Origin of the sequence: Novimethylophilus sp., assembly GCF_036504375.1 — a bacterium.
Classification (GTDB): domain Bacteria; phylum Pseudomonadota; class Gammaproteobacteria; order Burkholderiales; family Methylophilaceae; genus Novimethylophilus.
The window spans coordinates 38,561-56,006 of the sequence record NZ_DASXVH010000066.1; the positions used below are offsets into that span (position 1 = coordinate 38,561).

At 59.7% G+C, this 17,446-nt stretch carries 18 protein-coding genes and 3 tRNA genes; 9 read left to right on the forward strand and 12 right to left on the reverse strand.

Features of this window, described 5'->3' with window-relative positions:
• Positions 1-83 precede the first annotated feature (83 nt).
• The 7 genes from VGK14_RS10425 to smc all read right to left on the reverse strand — a co-directional run bounded on the left by VGK14_RS10425 (position 84) and on the right by smc (position 9,437).
• Entirely contained in the window at positions 84-545 is a 462-nt protein-coding gene (locus VGK14_RS10425; RefSeq protein ID WP_331509018.1) for a flagellar basal body-associated FliL family protein, read from the reverse strand.
• Positions 546-559: 14 nt separating this feature from the next.
• Positions 560-1,429: a hypothetical protein gene (locus VGK14_RS10430; RefSeq protein WP_331509020.1), complete on the reverse strand. Its 870-nt coding sequence runs from the start codon at positions 1,427-1,429 to the stop codon at positions 560-562.
• Positions 1,426-2,217 (reverse strand): 3'(2'),5'-bisphosphate nucleotidase CysQ, encoded by a 792-nt coding sequence (gene cysQ / locus VGK14_RS10435; protein ID WP_331509021.1) that lies wholly within the window; start codon positions 2,215-2,217, stop codon positions 1,426-1,428. Before cysQ ends, VGK14_RS10430 begins: the two co-directional genes overlap by 4 nt.
• Positions 2,214-4,259 (reverse strand): NAD-dependent DNA ligase LigA, encoded by a 2,046-nt coding sequence (gene ligA / locus VGK14_RS10440; protein ID WP_331509022.1) that lies wholly within the window; start codon positions 4,257-4,259, stop codon positions 2,214-2,216. Before ligA ends, cysQ begins: the two co-directional genes overlap by 4 nt.
• Positions 4,260-4,290: 31 nt before the next feature.
• Positions 4,291-5,556, reverse strand: a complete 1,266-nt coding sequence (locus tag VGK14_RS10445) for a cell division protein ZipA C-terminal FtsZ-binding domain-containing protein (RefSeq protein WP_331509023.1) — start codon at positions 5,554-5,556, stop codon at positions 4,291-4,293.
• Positions 5,557-5,832 (reverse strand): hypothetical protein, encoded by a 276-nt coding sequence (locus tag VGK14_RS10450; protein WP_331509024.1) that lies wholly within the window; start codon positions 5,830-5,832, stop codon positions 5,557-5,559.
• A gap of 89 nt (positions 5,833-5,921) precedes the next feature.
• Positions 5,922-9,437 (reverse strand): chromosome segregation protein SMC, encoded by a 3,516-nt coding sequence (smc, locus tag VGK14_RS10455; RefSeq protein WP_331509025.1) that lies wholly within the window; start codon positions 9,435-9,437, stop codon positions 5,922-5,924.
• Positions 9,438-9,685: 248 nt separating this feature from the next.
• Here smc and VGK14_RS10460 point away from each other — a divergent pair, with 248 nt between their 5' ends.
• From VGK14_RS10460 to VGK14_RS10490, 7 genes are all read left to right on the forward strand, one after another.
• Entirely contained in the window at positions 9,686-10,450 is a 765-nt protein-coding gene (locus tag VGK14_RS10460) for a dienelactone hydrolase family protein (protein ID WP_331509026.1), read from the forward strand.
• 24 nt (positions 10,451-10,474) lie between these two features.
• Positions 10,475-10,894 carry a preQ(1) synthase gene (gene queF / locus VGK14_RS10465; RefSeq protein WP_331509027.1) on the forward strand — a complete coding sequence of 140 codons (420 nt, stop codon included), beginning with the start codon at positions 10,475-10,477 and terminating at the stop codon, positions 10,892-10,894.
• Positions 10,866-12,179 (forward strand): FGGY-family carbohydrate kinase, encoded by a 1,314-nt coding sequence (locus VGK14_RS10470; RefSeq protein WP_331509028.1) that lies wholly within the window; start codon positions 10,866-10,868, stop codon positions 12,177-12,179. Before queF ends, VGK14_RS10470 begins: the two co-directional genes overlap by 29 nt.
• Complete coding sequence (locus VGK14_RS10475; protein WP_331509029.1) at positions 12,176-12,733, forward strand: PilZ domain-containing protein; 558 nt, start codon at positions 12,176-12,178, stop codon at positions 12,731-12,733. The genes VGK14_RS10470 and VGK14_RS10475 overlap by 4 nt, the downstream gene beginning before the upstream one ends.
• A 70-nt stretch (positions 12,734-12,803) precedes the next feature.
• Positions 12,804-12,879 (forward strand) — tRNA-Ala (locus tag VGK14_RS10480).
• 15 nt (positions 12,880-12,894) lie between these two features.
• Positions 12,895-12,970: transfer RNA gene (locus VGK14_RS10485), tRNA-Glu, on the forward strand.
• 85 nt (positions 12,971-13,055) lie between these two features.
• Positions 13,056-13,132: transfer RNA gene (locus tag VGK14_RS10490), tRNA-Asp, on the forward strand.
• Positions 13,133-13,264: 132 nt separating this feature from the next.
• On the opposite strand, the gene VGK14_RS10495 is transcribed toward VGK14_RS10490, so the two are convergent.
• Entirely contained in the window at positions 13,265-13,393 is a 129-nt protein-coding gene (locus VGK14_RS10495) for a hypothetical protein (RefSeq protein WP_331509030.1), read from the reverse strand.
• 16 nt (positions 13,394-13,409) lie between these two features.
• Entirely contained in the window at positions 13,410-14,432 is a 1,023-nt protein-coding gene (locus tag VGK14_RS10500; RefSeq protein ID WP_331509038.1) for an NAD(P)-dependent alcohol dehydrogenase, read from the reverse strand.
• A gap of 106 nt (positions 14,433-14,538) precedes the next feature.
• On the opposite strand from VGK14_RS10500, the gene VGK14_RS10505 reads away from it, so the two are divergent.
• On the forward strand, positions 14,539-15,198 hold the full coding sequence (locus VGK14_RS10505) for a TetR/AcrR family transcriptional regulator (RefSeq protein WP_331509031.1): 660 nt from the start codon (positions 14,539-14,541) through the stop codon (positions 15,196-15,198).
• Here VGK14_RS10505 and VGK14_RS14655 read toward each other — a convergent pair.
• Both VGK14_RS14655 and VGK14_RS10510 read right to left on the reverse strand, forming a co-directional pair.
• Positions 15,161-15,553 (reverse strand): cupin domain-containing protein, encoded by a 393-nt coding sequence (locus VGK14_RS14655; RefSeq protein WP_414691717.1) that lies wholly within the window; start codon positions 15,551-15,553, stop codon positions 15,161-15,163. The genes VGK14_RS10505 and VGK14_RS14655 overlap by 38 nt on opposite strands.
• Positions 15,519-16,445 carry an alpha/beta fold hydrolase gene (locus VGK14_RS10510; RefSeq protein WP_331509032.1) on the reverse strand — a complete coding sequence of 309 codons (927 nt, stop codon included), beginning with the start codon at positions 16,443-16,445 and terminating at the stop codon, positions 15,519-15,521. Before VGK14_RS10510 ends, VGK14_RS14655 begins: the two co-directional genes overlap by 35 nt.
• A gap of 224 nt (positions 16,446-16,669) precedes the next feature.
• On the opposite strand from VGK14_RS10510, the gene VGK14_RS10515 reads away from it, so the two are divergent.
• Positions 16,670-17,191 (forward strand): helix-turn-helix domain-containing protein, encoded by a 522-nt coding sequence (locus tag VGK14_RS10515; protein ID WP_331509033.1) that lies wholly within the window; start codon positions 16,670-16,672, stop codon positions 17,189-17,191.
• Positions 17,192-17,225: 34 nt separating this feature from the next.
• On the opposite strand, the gene VGK14_RS10520 is transcribed toward VGK14_RS10515, so the two are convergent.
• On the reverse strand, positions 17,226-17,446 hold a 221-nt coding region (locus tag VGK14_RS10520; protein WP_331509034.1), incomplete at its 5' end, for a hypothetical protein.

A 17,446-nucleotide genomic window follows, 5' to 3' on the forward strand; every position in this document is an offset into this window, starting at 1 on the left:
ATGAATTAAATTTTTCCAGCCAACTTGCCCAATTGAAGTTGTGGGGTTTGTTAGATTCTCTACACAATGAAACAAACGTCTACTCACCCTCCCCTTGACTCTAGTACATCATAATCAAATCTCAAGAACAGGATGTCCAGGACCCGGATATTCAATTCCGATTTTATTTTTTCCGTGATCTGGTTTTTAAGTTTTTTCAAATCGCTGTCGGCGTTGAGATCAGCGATACTGCTAGACCGGAAAACGGTTGAGATAATGTCGCGCAATTTGCTATTGCTTTGCTCAATCGTTAAGCGGGATTTGAGGGGAACATCAAGAACCATGTCGGCATGCGCTATGACGGTTGAGCCATCAGGGGCTGGCTTACATGGCAAGATCATGTTGAACACTTCGACTTTGCTGGTGAGATCGGCTGCTTTTTCCTCCCATTGTTCTTGATGGCTTCGTGCAGCATCGTTTTTATTGATGTAATAAAAAGCTACAACACCAACCGCTAATAAACTGATTGTTATGGTAAAAATAAATGCAATTAATTTGATCCGCATGGGCGCCTGAGAGGTTATTGCTTGAGTTCGGAAGATATCTGTCCGGCTAGCGACCCGGCTCCAATTTTATTGGCGAGATCGAGTGCCTGCTTTAGCAGGGTCCGGGCTTGTTCGGAGTTGTCTCGTGCTTTTTCAAGCTGCCCTTTATAAAACAACGCCTTCGCTTCCCAGTAGCTGCTGCCGGCGCTTTGGGCCTGGTCCAGACTGGCTTCCAGCTCTTTCTGGGCGCGGACGAAGTCTTTTGCGGCAATGGCGAGGGCGGCCAATTCAAGTTTGGCGTTGAGGTAGTGGTCGAAATCCCCGCTGCGCTCTTCCAGCATCACGCTTTTGATCTGGTACTCGATGGCGCGATCGTGCTCGCCCAAACGGCTAAATGCCGCGGCAATCAATTGATCGCATTCGGAGCGCTCGTTGTCGTTGGCGGCGTCGGTGTAGGCCTCGCGGTACCTCTCCAAGGCCGCATGCACGTCGCCCTTATTTTGCAGCAGCTGGCCGCTTTCGTTGAGATTGATCATCAATGCCTGCTTTTGTCCGAGCTGACGGGCGATTTTCAGGCTGCGGTCGTAATGGCCCAGCGCTTCGTCGGTTTTGCCGGCCGCTTGCGTGGCACGAGCGCGAAACGTAATCGCCAGCATTTGATCGAACGGTTCGCGCGCGCTTTTTTCGGCGTCAGCGAACGTAGCCGCGGCATCAGCATGATCGCCGCGTCCTTGGTGGGCTCGCCCTTTGCACATCATGCTTTCGAATCCCTGCGTATTCCGGACCGATTGCAGAGCCTGGTTATAGTCACCCGCTGCCAGCGCTTTCTGGCAGGCCTGCACAGCATCGTCCGCATGGCCGATTGCAGGAAAAGCAGCCAAACAAATAAGCAGGATTTTTTTCATAAGTACTGCGTCCAGTCATGATTGCCTGCACCTACCGCAAAAAAATGCGGATTGAGCAAAGACTCTTTCAGGTTATAGCGGAATGACGCTCCATCCAAACCTATCAGCCGTCCTCCCGCTTCTTCCAGCACGCATTGCGCGGCGGCGGTATCCCATTCCGAGGTCAGCCCCAGGCGCGGATAAACATCCGCGCGCCCTTCTGCCACCAGGCAGATCTTGAGCGAACTTCCCATGCTGATCAGCATATGCGGGCCCATGCGGTCAAGAAAGCTTAGAAGCTCTTCGCTGGCATGCGAACGGCTGCCGGCAACGGTGACTTGCGTGGAATCGAACTCGCGGGCACGTATGGCTTGCGGCGATTTGTTGCCTAACTGCCGGAATGCGCCGTGGCCGGCAGTCGCAAAAAACAGCAGGTCGAGCGCCGGTGCATATACCACTCCCAGTGCGGGGCGGTGATTTTCGATCAGCGCGATGTTGACGGTGAATTCGCCATTGCGTTTGATGAATTCCCGCGTACCGTCGAGAGGGTCAACCAGCCAGTAGCTATCCCATTGGCGGCGCGTGGTGAAAGGGATTGCGGCAGATTCCTCGGACAAAACCGGCAGTTCGGGGATGAGCGCTGCCAGGCCGGATTCGATAATGTCATGGGCCGCCAGGTCGGCTTGCGTCAGCGGCGAATTATCCTGTTTGTGCCGGACTTCGATATCCTGCGCGTAAACCGCCATGATCGCATTTCCGGCACGTTTGGCGATGGCGATGATGTCCGCAAGCGCAGCCTGCTGTTTCATGACGCTTCCCCCAGCATATTCATCAATTCGGCTTCGCCGATGATGACGATGTTCAATTCCTGCGCTTTGACCAGCTTGCTGCCGGCCTCACTGCCGGCGACGACGAAATCGGTTTTTTTCGAGACGCTGCCAGCCACCTTGCCGCCCGCGGCCTCGATTTTCTCTTTTGCCTCATCCCGCGACAAGGACGGCAGCGTGCCGGTAAGCACGAAGGTCTTGTTCACGAGCGCCCCGCCCGGCCTCATCGGCGCGCCCTCCTCCCAGGCTACGCCCAGCATGCGCAATTGCGCGATCACTTCGAGATTATGCGGTTCCGAGAAGAATTGCAGGATGGATTCAGTCACCACGGGGCCAACGTCCGGCACCTGCTGCAAGGCTTCGGCATCCGCTTGCAGCAACGCATCCAGACCACCGAAATGGCGCGCCAGATCCTTGGCCGTGGCTTCGCCCACGTTGCGTATGCCAAGCGCGAAAATAAACCGTGCCAGCGTCGTATGCCGGCTTTTGTCGATCGCATCCAGCAGGTTTTGGGCCGATTTTTCGCCCATGCGCTCCAAGGCAGACAAGGTGTCCAGGTCCAGCCGATACAAGTCGGACAAGCGATGCACATGGCCTTGGTCGACCAGTTGCTCGACCAGCCTATCGCCCAGGCCATCGATATCCATCGCGCGGCGGCCGGCAAAATGCAGGATCGCCTGCTTGCGCTGTGCCGGGCAGAACAGGCCGCCGGTGCAGCGCACCACCGCTTCGTCCGGCAGCCGCATCGCATGCGAGCCGCAGACGGGACAGACATGATGGATGGCTTCGAGCAGGTGATAAGGCTGCGATGCCGCGGGGCGACGGCTCCGGATCACGGAAACCACTTCCGGAATGACATCCCCGGCACGGCGGACGATTACGGTATCGCCAATACGCACGTCCTTGCGGTCGATTTCGTCCTGGTTGTGGAGCGTGGCATTGGTTACGGTGACGCCGCCGACAAAAACAGGTTTCAACCGTGCCACAGGGGTAATGGCGCCGGTGCGGCCCACCTGCACATCGATGTTCTCGACGATTGTCATTTCCTCCTGGGCAGGAAACTTGTGCGCTACCGCCCAGTTCGGCTCGCGGCTGCGGAAGCCCAGTTCGCGCTGCAGGCCGAGCCGGTTGACCTTGTACACCACGCCGTCTATATCGTAGGGCAACGCATCGCGTTTCCGCGAAACCACCTGATGAAACGCGATCAGCGTTTCCGCGCCCGGGCCGACGACGCGCTCCGGGCAGACAGGAAAACCGAACGATTGCAATTTGTCCAAAACTGCGCCGTGCGTGGCCGGCACATCCCAGCCTCGAGTCTCGCCCAGTCCATACACGAAAAAAGATAGCGGACGCTGCGCCGCCAGCCTGGAATCCAGCTGCCGAATGCTGCCGGCGGCGCCGTTGCGGGGATTAACCAAAGCAGGCTTGCCTTGCGCCCGCTGACGCTCGTTATAACGCTCGAAATCGGGGCGGCTCATATAGATTTCGCCTCGTACCTCCAGCACCTCCGGGGCTACGCCGATGAGGCGAAGCGGAATTTGACGAATGGTCCGGATATTCCGGGTGACATCCTCCCCCACTTCACCGTCGCCGCGCGTGGCGGCTTGCGCGAGTATTCCATTTTCATAGCGCAAGCTGATGGCCAGGCCATCGAATTTCAATTCTGCCGCGTATTCAACCGGCGAGTCGCTGCTCGCGAGTCCCAGCCTTTTGCGTGTCCTGGCGTCGAACGCTTGAGCGCCGTTTGGCGTAATGTCGGTTTCTGTTTCGATGGACAGCATGGGCACCCGGTGCCGTACCGGAGCCAGCTCGGAAAGCGCTGCGCCGCCCACGCGCTGCGTCGGGGAGTCGGCGGTTGCCAGTTGCGGATACTGCGCTTCCAGCGATTGCAATTCGCGGAATAGCCGGTCGAACTCCGCATCCGGGATTTCGGGAGCATCCAGCACGTAGTAAAGATGATTGTGGCGCTCGATTTCCGTGCGCAAATATTCGGCACGTTGCGCCAATTCTTCAGGGACAGCCATGATTCTGGAAAGTATCCGGATAAAGCACGGCTCAGGAAAATAGCCGCAGCGCAGACGCACTGCCGGGCGTGATGCCGCGTGCCAGCATTTTTGAATAGATCACCTTGAGTTGCTGGCGTATCTTGTCGATTTCGGTTTCGCCCAGCTGCTGCTGATTCTCGTCCATCAGCCTGGCCGAGAGCGCTGTCTCCAGTTTGCGGCCCAGCATCACCATCAGGTTGAATGCCTCTGTACCATTGGCAACGCGCGGCACGTCCATCAGCAACACGATGCCATGCAGCTGCGCGGTACGCAGCAGGTCGGCGGTCAATGAGCGCCTGTCCTGGCTGACCAGAACGAACAGGCTGGCGCCCTCTTCGTTGAGGTAATGGAACTGGCCGTCTTCCTGCAGCGTCAAGCCGCCGGCTTCGGCCACGCCGCGTAGTTTGGTCCCGGCAAAAGGAGCGCTACCACCGCCGGTGAGCTGCAGGCTGATCATGACGTCGACGTCGATGCAGAACCGGTCGAGGTCGCGCGCATACTGCAACGGGTCGCCATGCTCGCGCCATTCCAGTCCTCCGCCGACGCGGGCGGTGAGATCCTCTACTTTTGCATGGAAATTGCGCAAATCCTCACCATGGGCGGGGCCGGAGCGGTCGGCCAGCTGCAGCGCGCAAATAATGTGGGTAAACCGGGTTTGCTCGTGTTCCTTGGTTATCACGGACACCTTGCCACCGACCTCCCGGCCCAGCCAGCGCACTGATTTCTGGAATACCGGCAATGGCAGCAATGCCTCGCGGATCGCGCCGCCGATACATGCCCGGTTCGGCGTGATAATGGCGATCTCGTCGATCTGCGGGTCGACATTGGGCGGCAACTCTATCGGGAGGGCATCCGCATCCGCAGGATTGCTGATCCAGACAGGCTCTGGCGCAAGCCCGTCGGCAATGACTTCTGCAGCGGCAACAACATCCGGTTGCGGTATCGGCGCTGCCTCAGGAACGGCTTCAGCAAACTCCGCTTCGACGATGGATTCGACAACGATGACAACTTCTTTCTCCACCAGCTCCGGGATGGCTGTTTCCTCATCGGGTGCGGCCGCGGAACCGATGCGAAAATCATCATCGATCATGAGGTCCTCCGTCGTTTCCGCCTCATGCTCGCCGCTCAGTTCTTCCATCAGCACGTCGTCGATTGGGCCTTCGAAACGGCGCACCATTTCGCGCTTGATATTGCGCTCCTGCCACCAGTTGAACATCAGCACCGCCAGGATAATGAGGGCGCCAAGGGAAACCAGACCGATTTGCAATTGACTCATTTAAGGTTGTACTCCGGTTTTTTGAGCAAAGCCATCATCAGCCAGATAGCAGGCAAACATGATCCCCAGTGCAACCACCGGGCTCAGCCAGAAATTCATTGTCATCCGCAGCAGCAACGGCAAGGCAATAATGAAGAACGACATTGACGGCAGCGCCAGCCAGAAAATTCCGGTGGACAGCGCCGCGACCCTTTCGGCATCGCGTGTGCCGCGTAAAGCCAGACTATAGCCAAGAGCGAGATGGTTGGCAAAGAGGCCAGCAGGCTGCCCGGCCAACAGTCGCGCCTGGCCAGCCCCGAAACCGCGGCGACGATGCCAGCCGAAGCGGATATTTTCAGCAGCGTATACATCCCAGGCAATTTCCCTCAGATAATTTCCGCCATGCGCAGGGCTTCTTCCACGTCGACTTCCACCACGCGCGAAACACCGGATTCCTGCATCGTCACGCCCACCAGTTGCTGCGCCATTTCCATCGCGATCTTGTTGTGGGAAATGAACACGAATTGCGTGAATTCCGACATTTTTTTTACCATCGCACAAAAGCGCTCGGTGTTGCTGTCGTCCAGCGGCGCATCTACTTCGTCCATCAGGCAGAACGGCGCCGGGTTGAGGCGGAACAGCGCGAACACCAGCGCCAGCGCAGTCAGCGCTTTTTCGCCGCCGGACAGCAGATGGATAGTGCTGTTTTTCTTGCCCGGCGGCTGCGCGAACACCTGTATGCCGGTGTCCAGGATTTCCTCGCCCAGCAGCTCCAGTCTTGCCTGGCCGCCGTTGAATAGCACGGTGAACAGCTCGGCAAAGTTGCGGTTGACTTCGTCGAAGGTCAACTGCAGGCGGCTGCGGGTTTCGCGGTCGATGCGGCGGATGGCTTCTTCCAGCGTTTCAATCGCGGAGTTCAGGTCCAGCGCCTGGGCATCCAGGTAGCCGGCTCGTTCCCGTTCGCTGGTCAGCTGGTCTATGGCGGCGAGGTTGACGGCGCCCAGCGCGGCGATTTCCTGCTGCAATGTTTCGGCCTTGCGGCTCATGTCGGCCGGGCGCGCCGATTTTTCCAGCTGCATCGCAAGCGCTTCTTCGTCCGCCCCGGCCAGGGCTTCCGCGCAATGCTCGAAATGCAGCCGGGCTTCCTGCTCGGCCAGGCGCGATTGTTCCAGGCGGTCGCGCAACGGGTGCAGTCCTTGCTCGGCCTGCATGCGCCGACGGTCAATATCGGTGAGGCTGGCCTCGATGCCGGACAGCGCATTGCGCGCGGCGGCCATCGCTTCTTCGCGCCGGCGTCGGGTTTCGACGGCGGATTCCAGTGCCGTCTTGATCGCCGCGATGTCATGGCTGGCGCGCAGGGATTGTGTTTCCCGCAGTTGGCTTTCCAACCCGATTTTTTGTTCCTCCAAAACTTTAATTGTATTATTTATTTCATTGATTTTATTTGTTATTATGTTTATATTGAATTCCGCTTCGCGCGCTGCGTGCTCCACCTGGTGCGACGCTTCGCGAGCCTGTGCCAGCATGTCATCTGCCGCTGTCAGCGTTTCTCGCTGTTCGTCGCGCTGCTGTTTCAGCTTCCGCAATTCCGCTTCCTGGGAGGTATTGGCCGCTTGCGTCACCTGCAGCTGCCCCTCCCCTTCGGCAACCTGGTGCGCCAGTTCTTCCAGCTCTTTCGCAAATTGCTGCAGCCGTTCTTCCGCATGCTGACGCTGCTGGCAGAGTTTCTGCACTTCCATCATCAGCGCATGCTGCCGGCTCCCAAGCTGCTTTTGCGCATGACGCTGCTCGCCCAGCTGGCGGCGAATTTCACCGAGGGATTCCTGCAACGCATCGAGCCCTGCTTCCGCGCTGGCGAGGGTATTTTTTTGTTCCGGCAATTGCGCTTGCAGCGCGTCCAGTTCGCGCTGGCGTTCCAACACGCCATGCAAGGCCGAGCCCGGCGCATACAAGCGCACGCTGGTGCGGCTGACCAGATGGCCCTCCGGACATGCCAGCCATTCGCCATCGCGTAGTTGCTCGCGCTTGTTCAGTGCATCGGCGTGGCTATCGGCGCCATAGATGCCCGCAAGCCAATCGTCGGCGATGCTGGCAACCTCTGCAGCCAATGGGGTCACCCATTGCGCTAGCGGTTTAAGACCGTGCGCCGTCTCCGCCACGGCTGCCTGTGCGGCCGGCGCGCAAAACACCAGCGGTGCCGGCGGCTGCGGCAGCCCCTGCACCGCAGCCAACGACTCCAGCATCAGCGCATTGAGCCGCTCGCCCAGCACGCTTTCCACCGCGGTCTCCCAGCCGGCTTTCACGCGCACCGCTTGCCAGAAGCGTGCGTGCTCGGCCATCCCATGCTGCTTCAGCCATTCGCCGAGCTTGGCGTCGCTGCCTACGGCCTGCTGAATCTTGTGCAGGGTGGCAAGCTGCGCCTCCAGTTGCGCGATGTGGCGTGCCTGTTCATGCACGACAAGTTGCGCCTGATGCAGCGCAGTCTGCTCGACGGTTTCGCGTTCCTGCAAGGTAATGATTTCCGCCTCCAGCGCATTCAACTGCTGTCGGGCATGCCGCTGCTGCGATTCTTTATCGGTAAGCATTGCCAGGTCCGGCAATACGATATTGTTCCTTTCGGCCTCCAGCCGTTGCTGGCGCTGCCGGTGCTGGTCCAGTTGGCGGTGCTGGTACTGGAGGTTGGTGAAGCCGACTTGCAAGCCCTGCTCGGCCTTGGCCAGCGCACTTTGCACGGCTCCCATCGCCTGCTGCGCGGCACGCTGCTGCGCTTCGCGTTGCGGCAGGGCCATGCGGCAAGCCTCCAGAGCGGTTTTTGCCGAGGCGCTGCGGGTTTCGGCCTGCTGCAGCAGACTTTCCTGTTCAGCCAGCGCGGCGCGGCGCTCCAGGTCTTGCGTTTCGGCGTGGCCGCGCTGGACTGCGAGATCGCGCTGGCGGGCTTCGGCACGATCGACGTTTTCCTGCGCGTGCTTGAGCTGTTGCTCGATGGTGCTCAGCGCAGCGTTGGCCTCATACAAGGCCGCCTGAGCCTGCTGCGTAGCGGCGCTACCGTCAACATGCAACAGGCGCGCCTGTTCCAGTTCGCTTTCCGCGCGGCGCAAGGCCGCCATTTCCGCTTCCAGTTCGTTGACCATTGCCCCCACGCGACGCCGGGATTTTTCCCAGTCGCCTGCGGCCTGGCTTTTCTTCAGCAGCCAGATGAGCTGATTGGCGGTGTCGAACTGCTGTTGGAGCTGGTGAAAGCGCTCGGCGACCTCGGCCTGTGCTTCCAGCAGCGTGATCTGCTTATCCAGTTCGCGCCGGATGTCGTCGATGCGCGTCAGGTTCTCGCGCGTATCGCGCAGCCTGAGCTCGGTCTCGCGCCGCCGCTCCTTGTATTTGGAAACACCCGCGGCCTCTTCCAGGAATACGCGCATTTCCTCGGGTTTGGCCTCGACGATGCGCGAGATGGTGTTCTGCCCGATGATGGCGTAAGCGCGGCTGCCGACGCCGGTACCGAGGAATAAATCGGTAACGTCGCGCCGGCGCACCTGCTGGTTGTTGATGATGTAGCCGGAGTTGCCGTCGCGCTCCAGCACGCGCTTGACGACAATCTCGGCATATTGCGACCACTGCCCCCCAGAACCGTTGCCACTGCCGCCGAAGCTGTTGTCGAAGTGCAGCTCCACGCTGGCGCGCGATACCGGTTTGCGGTTGAGCGAGCCGTTGAAAATCACGTCCTGCATCGAATCGCCGCGCAGCTCGCGCGCGCTGGATTCGCCCAGTACCCAGCGGATCGCTTCCATGACATTGGATTTGCCACACCCGTTGGGGCCGACGATGCCCACGCGCTGCCCGTGCAGATGCAATGTGGTGGGGTCGACGAAAGACTTGAACCCGGCGAGCTTGAGATGGGTGAGGCGCAAGGGGCGTTATTCACTTGGTCAAGGATGCCGCATTTTAGCCGGGAGCTATGTGCGGGATCAAACTTTATATAGCGGCCCAAGCGGGAAAAATAAATATGCCGTATGCAAGCCTTGTGCGGAAGAATGCCTGCTGACGAGGCCAGGCCCCGGCTATAATATTCACCTTTCGTTGCAAACCCGTCCGGATAGCCTTGCGTGGCGCGGAGCCGGCCTGTTCGCCTCATAATATTACCCACAGGAGCCATCCAATGATCGTTCAAAGCCACCTCACAGACTTGCCGACTCCTACAGGGACAATGCGCACCTATATACATCGACCGATGGCTGAAGGGCTTTTCCCCGCGATTCTGTTCTATTCCGAAATTTTCCAGCAGACCGGCCCCATCGAGCGCGCAGCGCGGCTGATGGCTGGCCACGGCTATGCCGTGCTGGTGCCGGAAGTGTTTCACGAGCTCAACCCGATCGGCACCGTGCTGGCTTACGACGATGCGGGCCGCGAAAAAGGCAATGCCGACAAGGCGGCCAAGCCGGCGGAGAGCTACGACAGCGACAATGCTGCGATGATTGCCTATGTCAAACAGCAAGCCTGGTGTAACGGAGAAATCGGCGCGATGGGCTTCTGCATCGGCGGACACCTGGCTTTTCGCGCCGCGCTACAGCCCGCGGTCAAGGCAACTGCCTGTTTTTATGCCACCGACCTGCATACCACGACCATTCCCAGCCAACCCGGCCAGCACAGCATGGAACGCTGCGGCGAAATCGGCGGGGAATTGCTGATGATCTGGGGCAAGCAGGATACGCATATTCCTGCAAGCGGCCGCGCCGAGGTGTACCGGAAGCTGATGGAACAGGGTCTTGATTTCACCTGGCACGAATTCAACGGCCAGCACGCTTTCATGCGCGACGAGGGCGAACGCTACGATCCGCAGTTGGCGCTGACGGGCTATCAACTGGCGCTGCAACTGTTCGGCCGCACCCTCAATGCTTCCCACGCAAGGGCGATGGTAAAATGACGGCTATTCATCAGGAGCAAACGCATGCCCTCTTCACCCGCAACAACCCTTGAAACTTTCGAAAACCCTCAGCCGGCGCGTGATTTCCATATTCACATGGAAATTCCCGAGTTTACCTGCCTGTGCCCCAAGACCGGCCAGCCGGATTTCGCCACGCTGATCCTCGATTACATTCCCGACCGGCTGTGCGTTGAGCTTAAAAGTCTGAAACTCTATATCTGGTCGTTCCGCGAACAAGGCGCCTTTCATGAAGCCGTTACCAACCGCATCCTGGACGACCTCGTCACCGCTACCCAGCCGCGCTTCATGCGCCTGACTGCCAAATTCTTCGTGCGCGGCGGCATTTTCACCAACGTCGTTGCCGAACACCGCAAGCCTGGCTGGCAGCCACCGCAGCGCGTCGAGCTTTCCCGGTTTGAAACGCAATCCAACACCCGGGGCTAAGTCCGACTATTTTCCTGGCTGTTATCTCGGGCTGGATTTCGGCACCAGCGGCGCGCGGTTGATTGCCATCGATGCCCAACTCGATGTCCTGTTCGAAACACAGCGGCGTTCCTCCGCCAACACGGCGACGGCATGGCGCGATGCGCTGTTCGAATTGATAAGTTCGGTGCCGCCGGACTTGCGGCAAACGACGCAGGCTATCGCTGTTTGCGGCACTTCCGGAACCAGCCTGCTGTGTGATGCCGCGGGCGAGCCGCTGCTGCCCGCCGTGCTCTATAATGAAGCGCGCGACGTTTCCACACTGCGCCATATCCCCGCCACGCACCTTGCGGCCAACCCCGGCTCCAGCCTCGCCAAGTTATTGTGGTTTTCAGAACAGCCGCCGATTGGCCGCGCGCGCTATTTTCTGCACCAGGCAGACTGGCTGGCCATGCAACTGCATGGCCAGCCCGGCGTCAGCGATTACCACAACGCGCTCAAGCTTGGCTACGATGTGGCGCAACTGCGTTATCCCGACTGGCTGATGGCGCTGCCGGTGGCCCCGCTGCTGCCGCGCGTGCTCGTACCTGGCACCGCAGTCGGCAATGTGCGGCAAGACATCGCCGCACGCCTGGGGCTGCCTACTGCCTGTTGGGTACGCGCCGGCACCACGGATAGTATTGCGGCCTTTTTCGCCAGCGGCGCATGCCGGCCCGGGCAGGCAGTGACGTCGCTGGGCTCTACGCTGGTGCTCAAACTGTTGAGCCGAACACGCGTGGAATCTTACGAATACGGTGTTTACAGCCATCGTTGCGGAGATTTATGGCTGGCCGGGGGGGCTTCCAGCTGCGGCGGTGCGGTACTGGAAAATCTGTTCGGGCGCGAACGGCTAGCGGCATTAAGCCGCGAGATCGATCCGGCAGTTGCGAGCAATCTGGATTACTACCCGCTCCATGGTATAGGCGAGCGTTTCCCTGTTAACGCCCCAGACATGCAGCCGCGTATAGAACCACGACCATCAAGCGACGCGGAATATCTGCATGGCCTGCTGGAAAGCCTGGCACGGATCGAGCACCAGGGTTATCTGTTGCTGGAACGCTTGGGCGCGACGCCGGTGGATGAGCTTTTCAGCGCAGGCGGCGGCGCGCATAACGAGACCTGGAGGCGCATCCGTAAACGGGTCATGGGATACCCCATGCGTGTCGCCGCGCATACCGAAGCGGCCATGGGGGCTGCTTTGCTGGCAGCCAAGGGAGAGCTCTTGTTATACTCTGAAGCTGCTGATTCCGGACACTGTATTCAATGAGTGAAAGTTCATCCGCCACCGGCGTTAGCCTGCAGGCATCCCTTCCCTTCGCCTGGTGTGTCGAGCAGCAGGCTTCCGCCACCGTGCTCGATCTGCGCCGTCACGGCAACATTGCCGTATTGCGCGCACTTGCCGTGATCGAAAGCACGGGGCCGGAACGCGAGCATGACCTGCCGGACGGCGTGCAGAAAAGCCTGGATCATCTTGAATCCAAGCTGGACCTGGTGCTGTTGCTGGTGGCTGAATTGACGCGCGCCGGGACGAGCCTGCCGTCCGAAAAACCGGTGACGCTTTTTAGCGATCATATCGTCTGGATCGACAAGGACGACAATGCGCCGATGGCCGGCCAGCATATTCTGCTCAGCCTGTACCCCAGCCTGCGCCTGCCTCAACCCTTGCAGTTGTCCGCAACGGTATCCAATGTGGATATGCAACCTGGGGTTAGCCATATTTCAGCGCGTTTTGACGAGCTGGATGACGAGCTTGGCGAGTGGCTGACCCGCACCATTTTCAGATACCATAGGCGCGCCTTGCAAGCCCGTCGTCAGCCATGAAAGCCGCATCCGGCGCAAAAAATCGTTGACAACGGGTTCAAGCATCTCTAATATGGCGGCTCCTTTTCGGGGGGGTATAGCTCAGCTGGGAGAGCGCTTGCATGGCATGCAAGAGGTCAGCGGTTCGATCCCGCTTACCTCCACCACCGAAATGTGCCTCAGTCCCCATCGTCTAGAGGCCTAGGACATCACCCTTTCACGGTGAGTACCGGGGTTCGAATCCCCGTGGGGACGCCACACAAAATAGGGGTTGCAGAGATGCAACCCCTTAATTTTGAGAATTTTCTCAAAAGCTGCATTGCAATAATGCAGCCACCACTGCGGAGTGGTAGTTCAGTTGGTTAGAATACCGGCCTGTCACGCCGGGGGTCGCGGGTTCGAGTCCCGTCCACTCCGCCACAAATAAAGTGCTTTAACAATCAAACGGTTATTGCATTGCTGGTAAAGAGAGAGGCATACCGAAAGGTATAATCACCTCTCATACTCCTGCCTGAGAAATAGGCAGAATATGTGGATTTACCTGGTCAATATTCAACGCGCAAACAGGACTAGCGCCCAAAGCGAGCGGTCTGCCGACGTTCCGGCAATGAGAATAAGGTCGGGGCCGGCGCCCGCCACATCGTAGGCGAGCCGGACTTGCTTATTGGTCGTGAAGGCCATTGTCTGCTCCCCGGTCTCACAGGCGGACGACGATCTTGCCGAAGTGGCGTCCGCCCGCGAGTTCGTCGAAGGCGGCCTGCGCGTCCGCCAAAGCGAAGGTCTTGTCGATCACAGGCTTGATCCCATGCGTTTCGAGGAATGCATTCATCGCTTCGAAGTGCTCGCCGGAGCCGACATTGATGCCGTCGATCGTTCCGTTGATCATCTGGAGGCGGATCAGGTTGGAGTGGGGGCCGAACCCCGTGAACACGCCTATCTGCGCAATATGCCCGCCGGCAGCGAGTGAGCGCAGCGACCGGTCGAACGTGTCCGGACCCCCGAGTTCCAGAATGTGGGTGGCCCCGAGCCCATCGGTGAGCCTGCGCACCTCGACATCCCATTCAGGTGTCGTCTTGTAGTTGACTGTCGCCCATGCACCGAGTTTCATGGCTCGTGCGCGCTTCTCGTCCGAGGACGACAGGACGATGGTTCTGGCGCCCAGAGCCGTAGCAATCTGGAGGCCGAAGAGCGCGACGCCGCCGGTTCCCTGTACGAGCAGCGTATCGCCCGCCGCGAGGCGTCCGCGCACTACGAGCGCTTGCCACGCGGTCAGGGCAGCGCAAGGAAGCGTAGCCGCCTCCTCGAAGCTTAGGCCGTCGGGAATGCGCACCAGCGAGGCCTCGGGCACGACCACTAGATCCGCAAGCACGCCGTCGGTATCGCCGCCGCCGAGGGCCGCAGGTCCGTACGCCTCCCGGAAGGGACCCGCGATCCAACGGCGATAGAAGATCGGCGCCACCCAGTCGCCCACGCGCCAACGCGTCACATCCGCCCCTGTGGCGACCACGCGACCCGCTCCGTCGGAAAGGGGTATCAGGCCTTCGCGCACCGGTCCGAGTTGTCCGCGCAGAACGAGCAGGTCCCGGTAGTTGAGGCTCGCAGCCTCGATTTGCACCAAGACCTCTCGGGGCCCGGGTCTCGGCGCTGTGTCTTCGACAAGCTGGAGGCGATGCCCGCCATTGTGTGGGATCAGCCGTCCGACGCGTCGGCTTGCCGGCAGCGAGGTGTTTGCAGTAGTCACAGTTCTCTCCTTGGTCTAATTAACTAGCGAACGCTATTAAATTACCTTGTTGCACCCAGGTCAATATGTTTTTATATTGATCGCTATGAAAAACGTGAAGACACGTCCGCGAGGCCGTCCCCGGGCGCTGGACAAAGACGAGGCCCTTGAGACTGCGCTGCAACTCTTCTGGCGGCATGGTTACGAGGGCACATCCATCGCCGAACTCACCGCCGCGATGGGCGTGACACCACCCAGCCTCTACACCACCTTCGGCAGCAAGGAGCGGCTCTATCAGGAGGCCTTGGACCGCTACGGCGCGTCTTATGGCTCGTTCGCCGCCCGCGCGCTCGCCGAGGAGCCGACGGCGCTGCAGGCGGTTGCTCGTATCCTTCGCGAGGCGGTCGCCGTGTATTCCGAAGGGCCAGAACCACGCGGCTGCATGCTGACGACCGGGGCCGTGGCCTGCGGCGTCGAGCATAGGGACGTGTCAGCCGACCTTGCCAAGCGAAGGCGTGCCGCCATCGCGGCCATCAAGGAGCGATTCGATCGGGCGGTTCGCGAGGGCGAACTGGGCCGCTCGACGGATACTGGGGCGCTGGCCGCCTACTTTGCAGCCGTCGTCCAGGGGCTTGCCATCCAGGCGCATGATGGTGTCGCGGCGGAGGCATTGGAGGCGATGGCGAACATTGCACTTTGCGCCTGGCCCAAGACAAGCCGAGACGGGACTACACGTCCGGCTTCCCACCGGCCACGTTCGAAGTGACGTTCAACCCTGCAATCAAGAACGCGACTTCTCCATGGGCCTCCGGGCAGTGCTCGACACCCTTGGGTACTACGAACAGATCGTCCTCTCCGAGCTCGATGTCCCGATCCCGAAGATGGATTGTCAGATGCCCTCTGTACAGGACGAAGAGCTCGTCCTGATCGTCGTGCCTGTGCCACCGTGTGCTTCCGATGCCCTTGGCAACCTTGAACAGATGTCCGTTTGCCTCGGCATGATCTTCTGCGACCAGTACTCCTTGACGGATTCCTGGGCTGAGCGGACATTGACCTTGTCCGCGATCTGGGCGGCATCGTTCACTCTCAATCTCCTGTGCGCTGAAGGAACTGGGAAACAATTTCGCCTATCGCGGTCGGGTCATCCTCAAGGCAATAGTGGCCCACACCCGCGAGGCGATGGACCGGCGCGTTCGGGAATAGCTCGGTGAACAGAGGAAGGAAATGCTCGGCATGGAGCGTCCGGTCGGCGTCGCCCCAGATGGCCAGCGCGGGCTTTGCTCGGATGGCGCGAGCGGCAGCCGGATTGGGCGCCTCAAACCGGTGGGTGCCGGTGGCGTAGCCCTTGGCCCATCCGATCGCGCCGAGACAGTCTGCAGGAGAGGCGAAGTGCGAGCCATAGGCGGACAGCCAGCTGTCGTTGATGATTGCATGGTTCTCGAAGCCGTTCAGCTTCAAGGTGCTGAGAATATTGAAGCCGAGTTGGCCAAGGACGGTCTCCAGACTGCCGTCCTTCTCCGCCTTTAGGATCCATTGGAACCACGGCGACATTGCCACGTTTGCCGTCACATGGTCGAGCAGGCCGGACTGGCCGAAGGGCGTTGGTCCATTGGCTGAGATCACGGCGGAGATGCGGTCAGGATGCCGGGCCGCAAGGCCCATCCCGACGGGACCGCCGAAATCGTGCATAACGAGCGTAATGTCGCGCAGATCAAGAGCGAGCACGAAACGCTCGATATTGTCTATGTGGTCCTGGAGCCAGTAACTGCGGCTCTGGGGTGTCGCGCTCTTGCCGAACCCCATGTGATCGGGAACGATGACTCGGTGCGTACCGCCCAACGTCGCGATCAGATGCCGGAACAGATAGCCCCACGTTGGCTCGCCATGCAGGCAGAGCACGACGTTGCCGTCACGCAGCCCTTCATCAACGTAGTGCATCCGAAAGCCTGGCGCCTCGCTGAAATGGGGGAAGAAGGGGAAAGTGCCGCCAAAGGACTCGTCTGCGTCGATCATGATGGGCCTCGCACAAATTTGATGGGGACTGGCATTTCCAACCAAGGAGCTGCCTCGGAAGTACAATGCCAACTGGTTGCATGTAGCAACTAGTTGGCGTTTTAACAGAACTGGTTTTAATATGCAACCTCTGTGATCGACTTGCTCATCTCGCGTCGCGGGAGACGAGCACGAACTCAGGCTTGGTGTTGGAGCGAACCCGACGCCGCTCGTTGGGCGTCGTGATGGTGCAGGCAAACTTAGATGCGAGGGAAGATCAGGTGGTTAAGCGAACCAGCCACAAAGAGGCACTTTGTCCAGTTGCGAGGCCTTTGGATGCGATCGGCGATTGGTGGTCGCTTCTAGTCGTTCGCGACATCTTTGATGGCCTACATCGCTTTGGCGAGCTTCAAAAGAGCCTTGGCCTGGCCAAGAACATCTTGTCGTCGCGCCTCCACAACCTGATCGAGCACGGCATTGTGGTTACCGTTCCCGCTTCCGACGGCAGCGCATATCACGAATATGTCCTGACCGAGAAGGGGCGAGGCCTCTTCCCCCTCCTAGTGGCGCTGCGCCAATGGGGCGAGGAATACTGCTTTGGGCCCGCTGAGTGCCAGGTTCAGCTTGCCGACAGGCTACGGGGGAAGCCCGTTAAGCGCCTGGAACTGCGTTCCCAGGACGGACGGTTGCTGGGGTCGGACGACACGGTTGTCGTCAAACACGGCCCAATGAACGCGAGCAAGAGGGCGCGCGGGAAATCCATCTGAGGGTGGTTCGCCAGTGATCGGAAGGCCAACGTCCTCAACTCGAAGTTGCCTGCAAAGTCGACTTCCCGGCAAGTCTTTCCACTGCAACTCGCAGCATGGTTTCACTGCAAGCATAGAACGCAGGCTTGTTATGGTTAAGTACGACAATGGGTTGCAATCCTGCATCCCGTTTGACGCGGGTCGGATTTTTCTTGAGCTCGGTCTTGCTGATGCTGAAACTGGCATGCATCCGTTCCATCATGAACTCCAGTGCGG